The sequence below is a fragment of the Jejuibacter sp. L23 genome (assembly GCF_050815825.1).
Taxonomy (GTDB): Bacteria; Pseudomonadota; Gammaproteobacteria; order Enterobacterales; family Enterobacteriaceae; genus Jejubacter; species Jejubacter calystegiae.
In genome coordinates, this window is sequence record NZ_CP138199.1 from 1,141,550 (window position 1) to 1,159,969 (window position 18,420).

The 18,420-nt window shown below is 58.4% G+C and carries 14 protein-coding genes; 10 read left to right on the forward strand and 4 right to left on the reverse strand.

The annotated features are described in order from the left end of the window. Both SCU88_RS05260 and SCU88_RS05265 read left to right on the forward strand, forming a co-directional pair. Complete coding sequence (locus tag SCU88_RS05260; protein WP_175339367.1) at positions 1 to 1,428, forward strand: non-oxidative hydroxyarylic acid decarboxylases subunit C; 1,428 nt, start codon at positions 1 to 3, stop codon at positions 1,426 to 1,428. A gap of 21 nt (positions 1,429 to 1,449) precedes the next feature. Continuing rightward, positions 1,450 to 1,671 carry a non-oxidative hydroxyarylic acid decarboxylases subunit D gene (locus SCU88_RS05265; RefSeq protein WP_138095972.1) on the forward strand — a complete coding sequence of 74 codons (222 nt, stop codon included), beginning with the start codon at positions 1,450 to 1,452 and terminating at the stop codon, positions 1,669 to 1,671. Positions 1,672 to 1,713: 42 nt separating this feature from the next. Here SCU88_RS05265 and rdgC read toward each other — a convergent pair whose 3' ends face one another. Continuing rightward, on the reverse strand, positions 1,714 to 2,625 hold the full coding sequence (gene rdgC, locus SCU88_RS05270) for a recombination-associated protein RdgC (RefSeq protein ID WP_175339368.1): 912 nt from the start codon (positions 2,623 to 2,625) through the stop codon (positions 1,714 to 1,716). A gap of 131 nt (positions 2,626 to 2,756) precedes the next feature. Between rdgC and mak the strand changes: the two genes are divergently transcribed. Continuing rightward, on the forward strand, positions 2,757 to 3,668 hold the full coding sequence (gene mak / locus SCU88_RS05275) for a fructokinase (RefSeq protein WP_175339369.1): 912 nt from the start codon (positions 2,757 to 2,759) through the stop codon (positions 3,666 to 3,668). Positions 3,669 to 3,694: 26 nt separating this feature from the next. On the opposite strand, the gene sbcC is transcribed toward mak, so the two are convergent. Continuing rightward, positions 3,695 to 6,838 (reverse strand): exonuclease subunit SbcC, encoded by a 3,144-nt coding sequence (gene sbcC, locus SCU88_RS05280; protein WP_175339370.1) that lies wholly within the window; start codon positions 6,836 to 6,838, stop codon positions 3,695 to 3,697. Further along, on the reverse strand, positions 6,835 to 8,037 hold the full coding sequence (gene sbcD / locus SCU88_RS05285; protein WP_138095976.1) for an exonuclease subunit SbcD: 1,203 nt from the start codon (positions 8,035 to 8,037) through the stop codon (positions 6,835 to 6,837). Before sbcD ends, sbcC begins: the two co-directional genes overlap by 4 nt. A gap of 215 nt (positions 8,038 to 8,252) precedes the next feature. On the opposite strand from sbcD, the gene phoB reads away from it, so the two are divergent. From phoB to malZ, 5 genes are all read left to right on the forward strand, one after another. Then, positions 8,253 to 8,942, forward strand: coding sequence for a phosphate response regulator transcription factor PhoB (gene phoB / locus SCU88_RS05290; RefSeq protein WP_138099163.1), 690 nt, complete (start codon positions 8,253 to 8,255; stop codon positions 8,940 to 8,942). Between the two features lie 23 nt (positions 8,943 to 8,965). Further along, positions 8,966 to 10,261 carry a phosphate regulon sensor histidine kinase PhoR gene (gene phoR, locus SCU88_RS05295; RefSeq protein WP_175339371.1) on the forward strand — a complete coding sequence of 432 codons (1,296 nt, stop codon included), beginning with the start codon at positions 8,966 to 8,968 and terminating at the stop codon, positions 10,259 to 10,261. Positions 10,262 to 10,611: 350 nt separating this feature from the next. Beyond that, on the forward strand, positions 10,612 to 11,928 hold the full coding sequence (brnQ, locus tag SCU88_RS05300; RefSeq protein ID WP_175339372.1) for a branched-chain amino acid transporter carrier protein BrnQ: 1,317 nt from the start codon (positions 10,612 to 10,614) through the stop codon (positions 11,926 to 11,928). Positions 11,929 to 11,994: 66 nt separating this feature from the next. Further along, entirely contained in the window at positions 11,995 to 13,347 is a 1,353-nt protein-coding gene (gene proY / locus SCU88_RS05305; protein WP_138095979.1) for a proline-specific permease ProY, read from the forward strand. Between the two features lie 136 nt (positions 13,348 to 13,483). Then, on the forward strand, positions 13,484 to 15,301 hold the full coding sequence (malZ, locus tag SCU88_RS05310) for a maltodextrin glucosidase (protein ID WP_175339373.1): 1,818 nt from the start codon (positions 13,484 to 13,486) through the stop codon (positions 15,299 to 15,301). A gap of 2 nt (positions 15,302 to 15,303) precedes the next feature. On the opposite strand, the gene acpH is transcribed toward malZ, so the two are convergent. Next, entirely contained in the window at positions 15,304 to 15,885 is a 582-nt protein-coding gene (acpH, locus tag SCU88_RS05315) for an ACP phosphodiesterase (RefSeq protein ID WP_138095981.1), read from the reverse strand. A gap of 116 nt (positions 15,886 to 16,001) precedes the next feature. Between acpH and queA the strand changes: the two genes are divergently transcribed. Together queA and tgt are read left to right on the forward strand one after the other, a co-directional pair. Next, on the forward strand, positions 16,002 to 17,099 hold the full coding sequence (gene queA, locus SCU88_RS05320; protein ID WP_175339374.1) for a tRNA preQ1(34) S-adenosylmethionine ribosyltransferase-isomerase QueA: 1,098 nt from the start codon (positions 16,002 to 16,004) through the stop codon (positions 17,097 to 17,099). Between the two features lie 192 nt (positions 17,100 to 17,291). Then, on the forward strand, positions 17,292 to 18,419 hold the full coding sequence (tgt, locus tag SCU88_RS05325) for a tRNA guanosine(34) transglycosylase Tgt (protein WP_175339375.1): 1,128 nt from the start codon (positions 17,292 to 17,294) through the stop codon (positions 18,417 to 18,419). Position 18,420: the final 1 nt, after the last annotated feature.

Genomic DNA, 18,420 nt, shown 5'->3' on the forward strand with positions numbered 1-18,420 from the left:
ATGGCTTTTGATGATTTACGTGGCTTTTTGCAGGCGCTGGATGAGCAGGGGCAACTTCTGCACATCGACGAGCAGGTGAAAGCGGAACCAGATATCGCCGCCGCCGCCAACGCCACCGGGCGTATTGGCGAAGGGGCGCCCGCCCTGTGGTTCGACAATATTGAAGGGTTTACCGATGCCCGGGTAGTAATGAACACCATTGGCTCCTGGCAGAATCACGCTATCTCTATCGGTCTGCCTCCCGGTACCCCGGTAAAAGAGCAGATCGATACTTTTATCAAACGCTGGGATGACTTCCCGGTAGCACCGGAACGTCGCGACAACCCACCCTGGGCAGAAAACAGCGTGGATGGTGATGCGATCAACCTGTTCGATATTCTGCCGCTGTTCCGCCTGAATGACGGCGATGGCGGTTTCTATCTGGATAAATCCTGCGTAGTTTCCCGGGATCCGTGCGATCCGGATAACTTTGGTAAGCAGAATGTCGGGATCTACCGCATGGAGGTCAAGGGCAAGCGTAAGCTTGGCCTGCAGCCGGTGCCGATGCACGATATCGCTCTCCATCTGCATAAGGCGGAAGAGCGTGGCGAAGATCTACCGGTGGCGATCACCCTGGGGAACGATCCCATTATCACCCTGATGGGCGCCACGCCGCTGCGTTACGACCAGTCGGAATATGAGATGGCCGGCGCGCTGCGTGGCAGTAGCTATCCGATCTCCACTGCGCCGCTGACGGGCTTTGATGTGCCCTGGGGATCGGAGGTGATCCTGGAAGGGGTGATCGAAGGGCGCAAGCGCGAGATCGAAGGGCCTTTTGGCGAGTTTACCGGCCACTACTCCGGCGGCCGTAATATGACCGTGGTACGTATCGATAAAGTCAGTTACCGGACCAAACCGATCTTTGAATCCCTTTACCTGGGCATGCCCTGGACCGAGATCGATTACCTGATGGGACCGGCGACCTGCGTACCGCTGTATCAGCAGTTGAAGGCGGAGTTCCCTGAGGTTCAGGCGGTGAACGCGATGTATACCCACGGGCTGCTGGCGATTATTTCCACGAAGAAACGCTACGGCGGTTTCGCCCGGGCCGTTGGTCTGCGCGCCATGACCACGCCGCATGGTCTGGGCTATGTGAAGATGGTGATTATGGTGGATGAGGATGTCGATCCCTTTAACCTGCCGCAGGTGATGTGGGCGCTGTCGTCCAAGGTGAATCCGGCAGGCGATCTGGTGCAGTTGCCGAATATGTCGGTGCTGGAGCTGGATCCCGGTTCAAGTCCGGCGGGGATCACCGACAAGTTGATCATCGACGCCACTACGCCGGTTGCGCCGGATACTCGCGGCCACTACAGCCAGCCGGTAAAAGATCTGCCGGAAACGGGGATCTGGGTAGAAAAACTGACCGCCATGCTGGCGGAGCGTCGCTAAACAAACTGAAGGAGGTAACCGATGATTTGTCCACGCTGTGCCGATGAGCACATTGAGGTAATGGCGCTTTCCCCGGTGAAGGGCGTCTGGACGGTGTATCAGTGTCAGCACTGCCTGTACACCTGGCGTAATACCGAACCGCTGCGTCGTACCAGCCGGGAACACTATCCGGAGGCGTTCCGGATGACCCAGGAAGATATTGATAACGCCCCCCAGGTTCCCACTATTCCGCCGCTGCTATAGCGTTAAATCCCCTCTCCCCAATCGGGTGAGGGGAAAAAGGCGTTACTTCTGGGCTTCGCCGCCCAGTCCTTCCACCAGACTTTCAACCAGCGCTGTCAGCTCGCCGGTCATCAGGGTAAAGTCAGCATCGAAACGCAGCGCCACATCTTCTCTGTCGATATCGTCATTCTGATCGCGCAGCTCGTCGCAGAACTTCAGGCGCTTGAGGGAGCCATCATCACAGATAACAAACTGGATCCGCTGCTGCCAGTCGAGCGCCAGTTTAGTCACGACCTTGCCCGCTTCGATATGTACCGCGATCTCGTCACTCACCAGATCCTGCTTTTTGGCGCGAATCACGCCGCCGTCTTCCAGTAGCGCTTTGAGTTCCGCTTCATCCAGTAGCTGGAAGCCCTGAGGAACGCTGCCGCCGCGTACCCATTCGGTCAGGGTCAGCTCAATGGGGTTTTCCATCGATACTGGAACCACCGGCAGAGAGCCCAGGCTTTTACGCAGCAGGGCCAGCGTATCTTCCGCTTTTTTGGCGCTGGCGCAGTCCACATAAATCAGCCCGTTAACGCTGTCGATCCACATCATGGTCTGACTGAAGCGGCTAAAGGCACGGGGCAGCAGATCGTGCAGCACCTCATCTTTTAAAGAATCTTTTTCAGTCTTCTTTAGTTTGCGGCCCTGATCCGCTTCCAGTTTGCGAATCTTTGAATCCAGCGCCTGTTTGACCACCGGCGACGGTAGGATCTTCTCTTCTTTACGGGCGCAAACCATAATCTGCCCGTTAACGGCATGGGTTAGCGCATCGCTCTGTGGCCCCATCGGTGGCACCCAGCCGGTTTTTGCCATATCCTGGCTCCCGCAGGGGGTGAAGCTGAAGAGCGCCAGCTGTTTTTCCATCTCTTCGGGTTGCAGACTGATGTCGCGGCTGAGACGGTAAACCATTACATTTTTGAACCACAGCATGATCGATAACCTTGATAAGCCAAACGCAGCGGGCATGATAGCGAATTGACGCGCGGGTTTCATTGTCTTTCCGGAGGCGCCGCTCTATTCTATTGATTATCCTGATATATAACGATTTAAGGAGACCCACCGTGCGTATCGGTATCGATCTCGGGGGAACCAAAACAGAGGTCATCGCGCTGGCCGATGACGGGCGTCAGCTCTATCGTCACCGTCTGCCTACGCCACGTGACGACTATTCCCAAACCATTGAGACCATCGCCACCCTGGTGGCGATGGCGGAAGAGCAAACCGGCGAGCGCGGCAGCGTTGGCGTCGGTATTCCCGGCGCGATTTCGCCAGCCACCGGTGTGATGAAAAACGCCAACTCCACCTGGCTTATCGGGCAGCCTTTCGATAAGGATCTGGCCCGGCGTCTGGGGCGCGAAGTCAGAGTCGCCAACGATGCGAACTGTCTGGCAGTCTCCGAAGCGGTGGACGGTGCGGCCGCAGGGGCAGCGTGCGTTTTTGCGGTGATTATCGGCACCGGCTGCGGTGCGGGGCTGGCCCTGAACGGGCGCTGTCATGATGGTCGCAATGCGGTGGCCGGGGAGTGGGGCCATAATCCGCTACCGTGGATGGATAATGATGAACTGCGTTACCGCGATGAGGTCCCGTGCTACTGCGGGAAAGGGGGCTGCATCGAAACCTTTATCTCCGGCACCGGGTTTGCCAGAGACTATCATCGCCTGAGTGGCAGCGCGCTGCGCGGTGCCGAAGTGATGACCCTGGCGGAGCAGGGGGACGCCACGGCTTCTCTTGCGATTCAGCGCTATGAACAGCGGCTGGCAAAGTCGCTGGCGCATGTGGTGAACATTCTCGACCCGGACGTCATTGTTCTGGGCGGCGGCATGAGCAACGTGGCACGTTTGTATCGCACGGTGCCGCAGTTGATGAAATCCTGGGTGTTTGGCGGCGAGTGCGAAACCCCGGTGCTGCAGGCGCAGCACGGCGACTCCAGCGGTGTACGCGGCGCCGCCTGGCTGTGGCCGCTTAACGGTTGAGCATGCGGCGGCGCCTGCGAGCGCCGCTACTTCACGGCAAACTGACTCTCCAGACGGCTGATGCCCAGCCCGTTAATCTTTCTGACTCTAACCTGCACCGGAATACGCTCTTTCATGGCTTCGACGTGGCTGATCACCCCAATGGTTTTGCCGCTGGCGTTCAGGGCATCCAGCGCGTCGAGGGCGATATCGAGGGTGCGGGCATCCAGGGTACCGAACCCTTCGTCAAGGAACAGCGAATCGATACGGGTGCGGTGACTGACCAGGTCGGAGAGCGCCAGGGCCAGCGCCAGGCTTACCAGAAAGCTTTCCCCGCCCGATAGCGTGCGGGTATCGCGTACCGCTTCGCCCTGCCAGGTGTCCACTACCTCCAGCTCCAGCGAATCGCTCTCTTTGCGCTGGAGCAGGTAGCGGCCATAAAGGCGGGTTAACTGGCGATTCGCCAGCCAGACCAGATTATCCAGCGTTAGTCCCTGGGCAAAGCGGCGGAATTTATCCCCTTCACGGGAACCCACCAGATGATTCAGGTGGCTCCACTCTTCCAGCGTCTGCTGAGCCGCAGCGATCTGTGCCGTCAGGCTCTGGCGCCGCTGGCGGTTTTCGTCATCGTGACGCAGTTGCTGGCGCAGTTCGCCCTGGCGGGCAGCGTTAGCGCGTAACTGGCCAGCCAGCGCCTCCAGCCGTTGGGCGAGCAGCGCCGGGTTATCCTCATCGCTGGCTTGTTCCGGGCGCTGTTCATGGCTGTCGCGCAGCGCGCGTTCGGCTTCATCCAGCAGCGTTTGCTGTTGATGATTCTCCCGCTCCAGCGCGATTTTACGCTGTTCCAGCGCCTGCAGGCTCTCGTCGTCCAGTCGGGCGGCGAGGAACGCGGCTTCGTCGGCAAAATCGCTGGCCTCAAGCCGCTGGTTGAAGTCGCGGCTGGCGGTTTCCAGGCGCTGACGCTCCTCTGCTTCCTGCCGGGCCAGGCTCTGGCTTCTGCCTGCCAGCGACAGGCAATCGTCGTGGATTTTATGCCAGTCGTCCGGCACCTGAGCGGGGTCATCCCCGGTGGCGTCATCCTCCTGGGGCAGGGTAGTGAGTACCTGCTCCATGCGTTGTAGCTGGGTCTGAAGCTGAGGAAGCTGCTCCTGATGCTGTTGCCACTGGCGGTTTTCCGCTTCACGCGCTTCCAGCCAGGCGGCCTCCTGGTCGATGTCGGGCCAGCTAAGGTTCAGCGCCGCCAGGCTCTGTTGAATTGACTGCTGCTGGCGCTCCTGCTCCTGAATCAGCGACTGACGTTGGGCCTGAGCCGTCTTATGCTGGGTTTCCAGTTCAATGCGTTGCAGCAGCGAACGCAGCCGTTGTTCTTCCTGCTCCTGTTGTTCCAGCCAGTCGCTAATGGGCTGACCTGGCGCAAAATCGGTGCCGAGTTCGCTATTGAGCTGACGCCACGTCTTCTCTTGCTCGTTCTGCTCTTCCGCCAGCCGTTTGCCGTCGGCTTCCAGTTGGGTGCGGCGCTGCTGCCAGGCTTCCAGTTGGCCGCGCAGGGCCGCGCCCTGTTCCGCCAGGGCGTTTTTTTCGCGCTCCAGTTGCGCCAGACGCTGCTGATTTTCTCCGGGCTCCAGGGACTGATAGCGTTCCACTGCGGGATGTTGGGTGGAGCCGCACAGCGGGCAGGGTTGTTCCGGTTGTAGCCGGGCGCGCTCGTCCTGAAGTCTGACGATAGTTTGTTCCAGGGCGCAGATCTTCTGCACCTCTTCCACCAGCTGTTTTTTGTGGCGGAAATCGGTGCGCCGTTGTTCCAGCGTCTTTTCCTGTTCGGTGAGGCGGGCTATCAGAGTCTGGAGTTCCTGCTGTTGCTCATGCTGGCGCTGAGCCAGCGGCGCAAAGCGTGAGTGGAGCAGCGCCAGACGGTTACGCAGCGGGCGTTCCACCGCCATTTTTTGTAAACGCTCACTAACCTGAGCATGGCTATCGTCTGCGCCCGCCGTGGGAAGCTGGCTCAGGCGCGCATCGAGTTCGCTCAGGGTGTGGGCAAGGGCGGTTAGCTGCTGCTGCTCCCTCCGCCTCTGACTAAAAGCAGCGCGCCAGCCTGCCAGTTCATCGCGCCATCGGGAAAAATGTGAGTGCTCGCTTAGCCAGTTTTCCAGCGTTCTGTGGCGCAGGCGGATATCCTCAGCCTGGCGTTGGGCGCCGCTGCGAATCTGACGACGACGTGTCAGTTGCGCCTGAAGCTGCGCCGTTATCTGTTGCTGTTGCTGTTGGGTGGTCGCCAGCATTTGCGTCTGCTGCTGGCGCTGCTGCCACAAGGGCTGAAGGCGGGCGGCGGGCTGCGCTCGTGCCAGGCGGGCCAGATCGGGGCCAGCCTGTTCCAGCGCCTGGCGGGCCTGGTTCAGGGCCTGTTGCGCCTGTTCCCGGCGCTGGCGACGCTGATGCAACTGCTGTAGCCACTGATGATGGCGCTGGCACTGCTGCTGCTCGCCGGTCAGTTTTTTTTCCTCGTCAGTGAGCGCCTGCAAACCCTGATTCAACTGCTGCCGTTGGGCTTCATCGAGCAGAGTGACGCCGCCCGCCTGGGCTTCCAGTTGTTCCAGTTCGCTCTTTGCCTGGCGATGTTGCTCAAAGACCCGGGCCGACAGGCGGCCATAGATTTCGGTGCCGGTCAGCTCTTCAAGCAGCGCCGCGCGGGTATTGGCATCGGCATTCAGGAAGGCGGCGAACTGCCCCTGGGAAAGCAGCATCGATTTAGTGAAACGGTCATAGTCCAGCCCGGAAAGCTGCTCCTGGAGATCCAGTTTGTCTTTGACTTTATCCGCCAGAATTTCGCCGCTGTCGCAGCGCGCCAGCTCCACTCTGGGGGCCTGGAGCTTGCCGTCTGCCAGACCCCGGGCGCGGTTCTGGCTCCAGAAGGCGCGATACGCCACGCCCCGTACTTCAAATTCCACCTCTGCCAGACAGTCGGCGCAGTCCCGGGTCATCAGCTCATTCTGGGTCTGGGAGATACTGCTCAGGCGCGGCGTTTTGTGATACAGCGCCAGGCAGATGGCATCCAGAAGGGTGGTCTTCCCGGCGCCGGTGGGGCCGGTAATGGCAAACAGGCCGTTGCTGACGAAGGGCTCGGCGCTGAAATCAATTTTCCATTCGCCGCGCAGTGAGTTCAGATTGCGCAGGCGCAGGGTTAAAATTTTCATGCTTCATCCTCCTGATGCAGGGCTTCCTGGATTTGACCAAACAACAGGCGCAGCCGCGCTTCCCGTTCAGGCTCCAGCCCTTCCTGCGCCAGGCGGCGACTAAAGACATCGTCCACGCTCAGTTCGCTCAGGGTTTCTTTATGCTGGTTATCGATAGCCCGCTGGCGCTGTTCGCGGCTGCGGCGAATCAGTATCACCTCCAGCGGCAGATCTTCCGTCAACTGGCGGATGTGGCGCTGCATATCGTGCAGGTATTCGTCGGTGGTGACTTCAATATCCAGCCAGGTGACCGGTTGTTCAGGAGCGTCGCGCCAGATGCTGAGCTGCTGTTCAATCTCTGCCAGCGAGCCCTTGATTAGCGCCAGCGGTTGGGTGACGGGCACCGGTAGTGCTTTGATTTCGGTAAGGGCGGCGTCTTCAAAGCTGACCAGACTGACGCTCTTCTCTTTGCCGGTTTCGTCAAAGCTCAGGGCAATGGGAGATCCGCTGTAACGCACGTGTGCCATGCCGCCCACGCTCTGGGGGCGGTGGATATGGCCCAGGGCGATGTAGTCGGCAGGCGGAAAATTCTGGGCAGGAAAGGCGTCCAGGCTGCCGATATAGATATCGCGTACCGAATCGCTGGTGGTGACGCCGACGGCGGTCAGATGGCCGGTGGCGATAATGGGCAAATCGCGCTGGCCGCGTAGCGCCAGTGCCTTCTCGTGAACATGTTGATAGTGCTGGCTGATAGCCTCCAGCAACGAGAGCTGTTTGTCGCGGCCATCCTGCCCCGCCTGGCTCTGCAGCAGATCCCGCGGTCGCAAAAAAGGGATGGGACACAGAATGGCGCCGGGCGTGCCGTCGCGGCTTATGATCTCCAGCGGTTCATCGGTGGGGGTCGCCACCACGCAGGTGTTCAGACAGGCCAACAGTTCCCGGGACTCGTTCAGGGTGGCTACCGAATCATGGTTGCCCGCCAGAATATAGAGCGCGCAGCCGGTCTGCTGCAATCTGACCACAAAGCGGTTATACAGCTCGCGGGCGTAGCTGGGCGGCGAACCGGTATCGAAAATATCCCCCGCCACAATAATGGCGTCCGCCTGGTGATGTTCGGCCTGTGCCAGCAGCCAGTCGAGAAAGGCCTGATGTTCGGCAGCCCGGCTTTTGGTATAGAAATTCTGGCCGAGGTGCCAGTCAGAGGTGTGAATGATCCGCATAATCCCGGTTCCGGTGGCAAAAAAGCGTGAGGGGGATTATAAACAACCTGGAAGCCAGTGCGCCTCTTCTGTGACGGTATCCTGGAATGAGCGCGTCATTAAAGGGTCATGTTTTTCATAAATCTGTCATAAAAGTGACGCATAATGGCGCACATTACAAAATGGCAACCCGCACCCTCGCGACGAGGGCAAGAAAAAATCAGACAGGGCGAATGATGGCGCGACGTATTCTGGTGGTAGAAGATGAGGCTCCAATCCGTGAAATGGTCTGTTTCGTACTTGAGCAGAATGGTTTCCTGCCGCTTGAAGCGGAAGATTACGATGCCGCTGTGGCACGACTTAACGAACCCTGGCCTGACTTGATCCTGCTGGACTGGATGCTGCCTGGCGGTTCCGGGCTTCAGTTGATTAAGCACCTGAAGCGCCAGCCGATGACCCGGGATATTCCGGTAGTGATGCTCACCGCCCGGGGTGAAGAAGAAGACCGGGTGCGCGGACTGGAAACCGGCGCCGATGACTACATCACCAAACCCTTCTCTCCAAAAGAGCTGGTGGCGCGAATTAAGGCCGTGATGCGACGCATTTCGCCCATGGCGGTAGAAGAGCCTATCGAAATTGAAGGGCTAAGCCTCGATCCCACTTCTCACCGGGTGATGAACGGCGAGCGTCCGCTCGATATGGGTCCTACCGAATTTAAGCTTCTGCACTTCTTTATGACGCACCCCGAGCGGGTCTACAGCCGCGAGCAGCTTCTGAATCAGGTTTGGGGCACCAATGTGTACGTCGAGGACAGAACGGTGGATGTGCATATTCGTCGCCTGCGTAAGGTGCTGGAAAACAGCGGCCACGATCGCATGGTTCAGACGGTACGCGGCACTGGTTACCGTTTTTCTACCCGTTATTAATCTGTGATTCAGGAGTAAGCCCTTTGCTGGAACGGCTGTCGTGGAAAAGACTGGCCTTTGAGCTGGTCCTGTGTTGTCTGCCAGCGCTGCTGCTTGGCGCGCTGGTGGGGCACCTGCCGTGGTTTTTACTGGCTGCCGTGACGGGGCTTTTGATTTGGCACTTCCATAATTTGCTGCGGCTCTCCTGGTGGCTATGGGTGGATCGCAGCATGACGCCGCCGCCAGGGCGCGGTAGCTGGGAACCGCTGCTTTATGGACTGCATCAGATGCAGATGCGTAACAGGAAGAGGCGCAATGAGCTGGGAAGCCTGATCAAGCGCTTTCGCAGCGGCGCCGAATCACTGCCGGATGCGGTGGTGTTGACCACTGAAGAGGGGGCGATCTTCTGGTGTAATGGCCTGGCGCAGCAGTTGCTTAACCTGCGCTGGCCCGACGATAACGGCCAGAATATCCTGAACTTGCTGCGCTATCCCGAATTTAGCGACTACCTGAAGTTACGCGACTTTTCCCGCCCATTGAATCTGGTGCTGAACAGCGGCCGACATCTTGAATTCCGCGTGATGTCCTATAGCGATCGTCAGTGGCTGATAGTGGCCAGAGATGTGACCCAGATGCATCAACTGGAAGGGGCGAGGCGTAACTTTTTCGCCAACGTCAGCCATGAACTGCGCACGCCTCTGACGGTGCTCCAGGGCTATCTGGAGATGCTGCGTGAAGGCGAAGCGGATGGCGTGTTGCGTGATAAAGCGCTGTTAACCATGGAAGAGCAGACGCAGCGGATGGGCAGCCTGGTACAACAGTTGCTGACGCTGTCGCGGATTGAAGCTTCGCCCACCCTGGATCTGAGTGAAAGCGTGGATATTCCGGATATGCTGCGTCAGGTGGAGCAGGCCGCCCGCTCGTTGGGGCCGGATCATCAGTTCACTTTCGAGGTGGAGCCCGCCCTGAAGATTCGTGGCAATAGTGAACAGTTGCGCAGCGCCGTCTCGAATCTGGTCTATAACGCCATTAATCATACCCCCGCCGGATCGCATATCGCAGTGTGCTGGCAGCGGACGCCGCAAGGCGCGCGCTTTAGCGTGAGTGACGACGGTCCGGGAATTGCGGCCCACCATCTGCCGCGTCTGACGGAGCGTTTCTATCGGGTGGATAAAGCCCGTTCGCGCCAGAGCGGCGGTAGCGGCCTGGGGCTGGCTATCGTTAAACACGCCCTGAGCCACCATGATACCCGGCTGGAAGTGGAAAGCGTTCCCGGGCTGGGCAGCTGCTTTTCGTTCCAGATACCCGTCCGGTTGATTGATAATCGCACGGAGGGTTAACTCTCCCTTCGCCGCAGGGAATTAATGCCTGCGGCTGTTCGCTTTTTATTCGAATGATAAACCGGACTAAAGTTGAAGAATTGGTGCATCTGTCTGGATGTAATTATATGTTTAGTATATTACTCTGGTTTCAGGATCGCTTCTTGCCTTCAAACGCTATAAGCGTTTTAATTGGCCCCCATTATCGTCAGACTGACCAGAATTGCGTGGTATATCGATAAACAATTCTTCGCCACGCTTGTTGAGAAGCGTTTCTCACTGTCATTTTCTGATTAGACCGCTTTTTCACCACCCCGACGTGGCGAAAAATTTGCTAAAATCAACACCACATCCACAGGCAACTCGAATTTATGACCCATCGTTTAACTTCGCGTGACATCATCGCTCTGGGCTTTATGACCTTTGCGTTGTTCGTTGGCGCGGGCAACATTATCTTCCCGCCCATGGTTGGCTTACAGGCCGGCGAGCACGTCTGGTGGGCCTCTTTTGGCTTTCTGATTACCGCTGTTGGTCTGCCGGTGATGACCGTTGTAGCGCTGGCTCGGGTCGGCGGTGGAGTGGATAGCCTGAGCTCCCCCATTGGCCGCCGTGCCGGCATTCTGCTGGCAACCGTCTGCTATCTGGCCGTGGGACCGCTGTTTGCCACACCGCGTACCGCAACCGTCTCCTTTGAAGTCGGTATCGCGCCGCTGACCGGCAGTGGCGCCATGCCGCTGCTGATCTACAGCCTGATTTACTTCGCGCTGGTGATTTTTGTTTCGCTCTATCCGGGCAAGTTGTTGGACACCGTGGGCCACTTCCTGGCGCCGCTGAAAATTCTGGCGCTGATTGTGCTGGCGGTGGCAGCGATTATCTGGCCGGCCGGTGGTATCAGCACTGCGACCGAGGCCTACCAGAATGCCCCATTCTCGAACGGCTTTGTGAACGGCTATCTGACCATGGACACCCTGGGCGCCATGGTGTTCGGTATCGTCATTGTCAACGCCGCCCGTTCGCGCGGCGTGACTGAGGCGAAACTGCTTACCCGCTACACCATCTGGGCGGGTCTGATTGCCGGTATCGGCCTGACGCTGCTCTATCTGGCGCTGTTCCGTCTGGGCTCTGACAGTATGGCGCTGGTGGATCAGTCCGCTAACGGCGCGGCCATTCTGCATGCCTATGTTCAGCACACCTTCGGTGGCTTCGGTAGCTTCCTGCTGGCGATTCTGATTTTCCTGGCCTGCCTGGTTACTGCGGTCGGTTTGACCTGTGCCTGCGCAGAGTTCTTTGCTCAGTATCTGCCGTTCTCATATCGCACGCTGGTCTTTATCCTGGGCCTGTTCTCGATGGTGATTTCGAATCTTGGGCTGAGTCACCTGATTCAGATCTCCATCCCCGTGTTGACCTTGATTTACCCCCCCTGTATCGTTCTGGTTGTGTTGAGCTTTACCCGCTCGCTGTGGCACAGTTCCACCCGGGTGATAGCGCCAGCCATGTTGGTGAGCCTGGTGTTTGGAATAATGGATGGGCTAAAAGCCTCCGCGCTTGCCTGGCAGCCTGAGTGGGTTGCACATCTGCCGCTGGCCGACCAGGGACTGGCGTGGCTACTGCCGACAGCGGCGGTACTGGTTATTTGTGCTATTTGGGACCGCGTGGCAGGACGCCCGACGACGTCAGCCGTGCAGTAACCAGAAAGATTTGTTGTTAACCACGGGCTTAGCCCCGTGGTTTTTTTATTTTAGTGGATTGGTTCAATGGAAAAAAATAAGCTCAAACGTGGCCTGAGCACCCGGCACATACGCTTTATGGCGTTAGGGTCGGCGATCGGCACCGGATTGTTCTACGGCTCGGCCGATGCCATTCGAATGGCGGGGCCAAGCGTGCTGCTGGCCTATCTTATCGGTGGCGTGGTGGCCTACATCATCATGCGCGCGCTGGGCGAGATGTCGGTTCATAACCCGTCGGCCAGCTCCTTTTCCCGCTATGCCCAGGAGAACCTGGGGCCGCTTGCCGGTTACATCACCGGCTGGACCTACTGCTTTGAGATCCTGATAGTGGCGATAGCCGACGTAACGGCATTCGGTATCTATATGGGGGTTTGGTTCCCGACGGTACCGCACTGGATTTGGGTACTGAGCGTGGTGCTGCTGATTTGCGCCATCAACCTGATGAGCGTGAAGGTGTTCGGCGAGTTGGAGTTCTGGTTCTCGTTTTTCAAAGTCGCCACCATTATCATCATGATTGTCGCCGGTTTCGGCATCATCATCTGGGGCATCGGCAACAGCGGTCAGCCGACCGGTATTCATAACCTGTGGAGTAATGGCGGCTTCTTCGCCAATGGCTGGCTGGGGATGGTCATGTCGCTGCAAATGGTGATGTTCGCCTATGGCGGGATCGAGATTATCGGTATTACCGCCGGTGAAGCTAAGGACCCGTCGAAGTCTATTCCCCGCGCGATTAACTCAGTACCGATGCGTATTCTGGTGTTCTATGTCGGTACGCTGTTTGTGATCATGTCTATCTATCCCTGGAACCAGGTGGGCACTAATGGTAGTCCCTTCGTTCTGACCTTCCAGCATCTGGGTATTGCCTTTGCCGCCAGCATCCTGAACTTTGTGGTGCTGACGGCCTCGCTATCGGCGATTAACAGCGATGTGTTCGGCGTAGGCCGTATGCTGCACGGCATGGCGGAGCAGGGCAGCGCACCGAAGATTTTCGCCAAAACTTCGCGTAACGGTATTCCCTGGGTTACGGTGATGGTGATGACGGTGGCGCTGCTGATAGCCGCCTGGCTCAACTACATTATGCCGGAAAACGTGTTCCTGGTTATCGCCTCGCTTGCGACCTTCGCTACCGTCTGGGTGTGGATTATGATTCTGCTGTCGCAGATAGCCTTCCGCCGTCGTCTGTCTACGGATGAGGTTAAGGCCCTGAAATTTAAAGTGCCTGGCGGGACTCCGACTACGGTGGTGGGGCTGATTTTCCTGGCCTTTATTATCGCGCTGATTGGCTACCATCCGGAAACCCGCATCTCGCTGTATGTGGGGTTTGCCTGGATAGCGTTGCTGCTCATTGGCTGGTGGGTTAAGCGTCGCCGCAGTCAATAATCCCCTGTCTGGCCGCCGCAAGTTGGGCGGCCAGTCTCCTCCCCCCGTCTCCTCCCCCAAATCTCTTTGTGATGATGAGCAATCGCCCTGGTCCTTATGGCAAGGTGAGGCCAGTTTCTGACACAGGGGATTCACCATGTTACAGGCCTGGCACCTGCCGGTAGCGCCGTTTGTGGCTATCCGGGGACAGAAGATGACCATTACGCTGTGGCTGGCGGGAGATGCGCTGCCGCAGCGGCTGATGCTGCGTACTGAAATCGATAACGAAGAGACGCCGATCGAGATGACCCGGCAGGCGCAGGCACCGCACCCGGGGATTACCGCGTGGCGCGCCAGCATCGATCTCAGTAGCGGACAGTCGCGCCGCCGCTACTGCTTTAAGCTGCTATGGGCCGACAGGCAACAGTGGTTCGCGCCGCTGGGCTTTAGCGATTTTCCACCGCCCCGCCTTGAGCAGTTTGCCGTGGATGCGCCGGATGTCGGGCCTGACTGGGTGGCGGATCAGATTTTCTACCAGATTTTCCCGGATCGCTTTGCCCGTAGCACCCGGCGTTCCTTCGAGCAGGAAAGCGTTTACCGGCACCATGCGGCAAACCGCGATATCCGGCGGTGCGAATGGCATGAGCCCTTAACGCCAGAGGCCGGGGGCTCGACCTTTTACGGCGGCGACCTGGACGGTATTAACGAAAAGCTGCCCTGGCTGAAACGCCTGGGGGTGACCGCGCTGTATCTGAACCCGGTGTTTGTGGCGCCGAGCGTGCATAAATACGATACCGAAGACTATCGTCGCGTCGATCCCGCCTTCGGGGGGGATGAAGCGCTGCTGCGCCTGCGTCACCGTACCCGGCAGCAGGGAATGCGACTGGTGCTCGACGGGGTGTTTAACCATACCGGCGACAGCCACCGCTGGTTCGATCGCCACACGGACTCGACGACCGGCGCCTGCCATAACCCCGCGTCGTCGTGGCGCGACTGGTATAGCTTTTCCGAAGATGGCAAGGCGCTGGACTGGCTGGGCTATCCCAGCCTGCCGAAGCTCGACTACCGCGCCAGCGGCGTGGTAGATGAGATCTACCGGGGCGAGAACAGCATTGTGCGCCACTGGCTGCGCGAGCCGTGGAGTATGGACGGCTGGCGGCTCGATGTGGTGCATATGCTCGGCGAAGGTGGTGGGGCGGGTAACAACCTGCGCCACGTGGCCGGGATTCGTCAGGCGGCGAAAGAGACCCGGTCGGATGCTTTCGTATTTGGTGAACATTTCGGTGATGCGCGCCAGTGGTTACAGGCCGATGCCGAAGACGCTTCTATGAACTATCGCGGCTTTACCTTTCCGGTCTGGGCATTTCTGGCGAATACCGATATTTCGTACGATCCTCAGCGGATTGATGCCAAAACCTGCGCGGCCTGGATGGAGCAGTATCGCGCCGGGCTGTCGCATCAGCAGCAGCTTCGCATGTTTAACCAGTTGAACAGCCACGATACGCCGCGCTTTATCTCTCTGCTGGGTAAGGATCGGGCGCGTCTACCGCTGGGGGTAGCCTGGATGTTCTGCTGGCCCGGCGTGCCCGGTATCTATTACGGCGACGAAGTCGGCGTGGAAGGGGATATGGATCCGATGTGCCGTCGGCCCTTTCCGTGGGATCAAGCACAGCAGGATGGTGAGTTACTGGCGTTTTATCAGCAACTGGCGAAGCTGCGTCGTCAGAGCACGGCGCTACGGCGCGGCGGCTGTCAGGTGGTGTACGCCGAAGGTGATATCCTGGCCTTTGTGCGGCTCTGGCAGCGTGAGCGGGTGCTGGTGGTCATTAACCGCGGTACGGCTTCTGAGATTACGCTGGCGCCATCGCCGCTGCTGGCGAACGGTGACTGGCAGCGTCAGTTGGGAGAAGGGAGCATGGAAGGCGAGCGCCTGACGCTGGGGGCGGTATCTGTGACGGTCTGGCGTAGCCGTTAGCGTTACAACCGGCGTTCCCGGGCAAGCTTCATCATGCGCGGATAAAACTGCCAGAACAGCTGTTCAAGCTGGTCGTAATGGTCGTCCAGGTCCTGCCAGGAGTCGCGCAGCGCCGCCAGCTTCGGGCGGCGGTTAGCCATCCCGTTCAGGACCCGGGCAATAAACGCCATATCGGCATAGCGTTCCAGCCAGCGCTCGGGCCACAGATAGTGATTCAGATTGACAAAAGGTTCCGGCGCCTGGGGGAGGATGGGGGCGATAGCCGCCTCGGCATGGGCGACGAACTGCGGCAGCGGCTGGTCGGGGCAGATGCGCGACCAGTGGCGCGACAGGAAGTGATCCCAGACCACATCCAGGGTAATGGGGGAAACCCTGCGGGTTTGCGGGCGGAACCACTCCCTGGCGGTGCGCACTTCCGGCAGATCGTCGGTCATGGCATCGATGCGACGGTGCATCCAGATACCAGCAGCTACCTCCGGCGACCACTGTTCATCCGGATTTCCACGCACAAAGTCGGCCAGCAGGTTTCCCGCAAGGGAACTGTGCGCCAGAGTGGCGAGATGCAGGTGGGCAAGAAAGTTCATAGGTTCCTTAGTGATTTCGTAGTGTCAGATGGCTTGCGTCTTAAATAATTCAAGTTGCAGGGAGGGGCCCCCGGCACTAGACTAGGCCGCCTGTTTTTAAGCCTGAGTTTCCTGTCATGCGTCTTGCCGATTTCTCTTTTGAACTCCCTGAATCCCTGATTGCCCATTATCCACAGCCTAATCGCAGCGCCTGTCGCTTATTGTCGCTCGACGGGCCAACTGGGCAGCTTACGCATGGCACTTTCACCGATCTGCTCGATAAGCTCAACCCCGGAGACCTGCTGGTCTTTAATAATACCCGGGTGATTCCGGCGCGCCTGTTTGGCCGCAAGGCCAGCGGTGGGCGGATCGAGGTGCTGGTCGAACGGATGCTGGATGAGCACCGGGTGCTGGCCCATATCCGCGCCTCCAAAGCGCCGAAGCCGGGTGCCGAACTGCTGCTTGGCGAAGATGAGAGCATTCAGGCCACCATGGTGGCGCGCCATGACGCGCTATTCGAAGTTCAGTTTAACGACCCGCGCCCGGTACTGGAAATTTTAAACGCGATTGGTCATATGCCGCTGCCGCCCTATATCGACAGACCAGATGAAGAAGCGGATCGTGAACTCTATCAGACGGTCTACAGTGAGAAGCCCGGCGCCGTGGCCGCGCCGACGGCGGGTCTGCACTTCGATGAACCGCTGCTGGAGGCCCTGCGCCGTAAAGGGGTAGAGATGGCCTTTGTGACTCTGCACGTGGGGGCGGGCACCTTTCAGCCGGTGCGGGTGGAAAGCATTGAAGATCACGTGATGCACTCGGAATACGCGGAAGTGCCTCAGGAGGTCGTGGACGCGGTACTGGCCTGTAAGGCTCGAGGTAATCGGGTTATCGCGGTGGGCACCACCTCGGTGCGTTCGCTGGAAAGCGCAGCCCAGGCAGCGCAGCAGGATATCATCGAGCCGTTTTTCGACGATACGCAGATCTTTATCTATCCCGGTTACCAGTATCGGATTATCGATGCGCTGGTCACCAACTTCCATCTGCCGGAATCCACGCTGATTATGCTGGTTTCCGCTTTTGCGGGATATCAACACACCATGCACGCCTATCAGGAGGCGGTGAAAGCGGAATACCGATTTTTCAGCTATGGCGATGCGATGTTTATCACGTACAATCCGCAGGCCATTAATGACCCCCTCACCCTGACCCTCTCCCCGCAGGGGGGAGGGGATTAAAAAATCGGGTTTTGACGTTCCCCTCTGGTGAGGGGGGATGGGATTAACAACCCCTTGTTTTGACGTTCCCTTCTGGTGAGGGGAGAGGGGATTAACAATCCCTGTTTTTGACGTTCCCCCTCTCCCTCAGGGAGAGGGCCGGGGTGAGGGTTGTGTTTTAACCGTCAGACTGTGTATCTGATTGGAGGATAAGTGAAATTTGAACTTCAGACCACCGAGGGTCGCGCACGCCGTGGCCGTCTGGTGTTTGAACGCGGCACGGTAGAAACCCCCGCGTTTATGCCGGTGGGTACCTACGGCACCGTAAAAGGGATGACGCCGGAAGAGGTGGAAGCCACCGGCGCGCAGATAATCCTGGGCAATACTTTCCATCTGTGGCTACGCCCCGGCCAGGAGATCATGAAGCTGCACGGCGATCTGCACGACTTTATGCAGTGGAAAGGTCCGATTCTGACCGACTCTGGCGGCTTCCAGGTCTTCAGCCTGGGGGATATCCGCAAGATCACCGAAGAGGGGGTGCATTTTCGCAACCCGATCAACGGTGATTCCATCTTCCTGAGCCCGGAAAAGTCGATGGAGATTCAGTACGATCTCGGTTCCGATATCGTGATGATCTTCGACGAATGTACGCCGTACCCGGCGGACTGGGATTACGCTAAGCGTTCGATGGAGATGTCTCTGCGTTGGGCGAAACGCAGTCGCGACCGCTTCGACCAGTTGAATAACCCGAATGCGCTGTTTGGTATCATTCAGGGTAGCGTTTACGAAGATTTACGAGATATCTCGGTTAAAGGGCTGGTAGAGATAGGCTTTGATGGCTACGCTGTCGGCGGCCTGGCTGTTGGTGAGCCGAAAGCGGATATGCACCGCATTCTTGAGCATGTCTGCCCGCAGATTCCGGCAGACAAGCCGCGTTACCTTATGGGCGTGGGGAAACCGGAAGACCTGGTGGAAGGGGTGCGCCGCGGTATCGATATGTTCGACTGCGTGATGCCGACCCGTAATGCGCGCAACGGTCATCTTTTTGTGACCGATGGCGTGGTGAAAATTCGCAATGCGAAGCATAAGAGCGATACGTCGCCGCTGGATCCAGAGTGTGATTGCTACACGTGTCGCCATTACTCGCGCGCTTATCTGCATCATCTTGATCGCTGTAATGAAATTCTGGGCGCGCGGCTCAATACCATTCATAATCTGCGTTACTACCAGCGTTTGATGGCCGGTTTACGCCAGGCTATCGAAGAGGGTAAATTAGAGCACTTCGTCGCGGACTTTTACACACGTCAGGGTAAACCGGTCCCAGCGTTATCTGTTGATTAAT